Annotated in this window: 3 protein-coding genes and 1 pseudogene; 3 read left to right on the top strand and 1 reads right to left on the bottom strand. The window is 62.0% G+C overall.

The genetic code is table 11. The features are described from left to right. The 3 genes and pseudogenes from ACXJKR_RS32600 to ACXJKR_RS32590 all read left to right on the top strand — a co-directional run. On the top strand, nt 1-251 hold a 251-nt coding region (locus ACXJKR_RS32600), incomplete at its 5' end, for a hypothetical protein (protein WP_457326385.1). 249 nt (nt 252-500) lie between these two features. Further along, nucleotides 501-1,007, top strand: coding sequence for an HAD domain-containing protein (locus ACXJKR_RS32595; protein ID WP_457326384.1), 507 nt, complete (start codon nt 501-503; stop codon nt 1,005-1,007). Then, nucleotides 965-1,069 (top strand): annotated as a pseudogene (locus ACXJKR_RS32590) (hypothetical protein); the annotation flags it as partial. The gene ACXJKR_RS32595 and the pseudogene ACXJKR_RS32590, both read left to right, overlap by 43 nt. A gap of 5 nt (nt 1,070-1,074) precedes the next feature. Here the strand turns inward: ACXJKR_RS32590 and ACXJKR_RS32585 are convergent. Further along, the coding region (locus ACXJKR_RS32585) for a hypothetical protein (protein ID WP_457326383.1) at nt 1,075-1,350 on the bottom strand (276 nt) is incomplete at its 5' end.

Below are 1,350 nucleotides of genomic sequence, written 5' to 3'. Positions count from 1 at the left end.
ACTTTGCCCTGTTTGCACTGATGCTGTTTGTCGGCTTCGTCGCGCTGATCGCGGCCAGCAAGCTCAGCCTGGCTGCCACGTTGGTGAGGCAGCAGGTCAGGCCCAATGCCCAGCCGGCACTCGCACCTGCGCCGGTGCCGATCCTGGAGTCCCTCCCGATGGAAGAGACGCCGGTATCTGCGCTACCCCACATTGAATCGAGTGCGGCCGCGGCCGCCGAGCGATCTGAGCAAGGTCTCGTGACCAGCTAGCCGGCGTCACTCGCCCAAGCACATCCGGGCAAGAAGGTCTCGCGCTCCGACGCGTCGTACAGCGCATTTTGCGCGACGTGGCAAGGACGTTGTCACGGATGAACTGATCGAACTCCAGGGAGTGCCTGTATGACCGACTGAACAGGGATCTCTGCAGTAGTGCACTGCGAGTGCAGCCAAAATGGCCGCGCAACTTCCACCAATGGCACGGTAGCCACGGTTTCGTTGGACCGCTTGCGAGCTGCTGAAATGGCAACAGTACAACAAGGCTCATGGGCCACAGTCATCCTCGATATCGACGAGGTCCTGTGTCTTGGACAGGCAGAGGCTGGCTGGGACTTGTCTCGGGCGCTCAACCGGGGCGAGTCGCTGCRGCCACAGCGGTTGGCCACATTGTTCTCACCCGTGGCGCGCAACGCGCTGGCCGTAGCCCACAGAAGAGCTGGCCACGTGAAGTACGCGATCAGCAGCACTTGGCGTGAGCACTTCAGCCGAGAGCAGTTGGCTGCAGTCCTCGATGGCGCCGGCTTGTACTTCGTGGCTCAGAACCTCCATGAGGGTGCCGCTTGGCGATGTGTTCCGATCCACATTCACCGCGACCGGGAGGCCGAAATTCAGGCTTGGCTCCAGGAACACCACCAAGGCGAACCATTTGTCGTTCTGGATGACCGCCACAGCGCGGGCAAGCTACTGTTCGYCCACCATTTTCCGGACAGCACATCTACAAGAAGTACGGCCGCGAGCGCGCCGCGCTGACGGCTGTCGTCATCAGCTACCGCGTCAAGTCGGCGTTGAAGGATGTCGGCAAGGCCCTGGGCGGTGGTCAGAAGTCATTATCGAGTGGCTTGCCAACGTGCACGCGCATGGTCTGTGCGTCGAGTTCAAGGGCAAGACCATCGCGGTCGAGACCGGGGTCTGCGACCAAGGCAATTCCGTCATCTAGCCCCATCGCCCAGAGCGCTTGGAGGTACGTGCCAAGTCCTGTCGTCGGCTTGCCGGCCTCCACGGCCTCTATGGCTGTACGGCTGAGCCCAGCCTTAGCAGCCAAGTCTTGCTGCCGGAGCTTGCAAACGAATGCGAGCGACGCGCACCCGTTGGC

The organism is Roseateles sp. P5_E11, from assembly GCF_054049355.1.
Note: the sequence above shows the minus strand (reverse complement) of the source record. Positions and strands in the feature narration are given on the sequence as shown.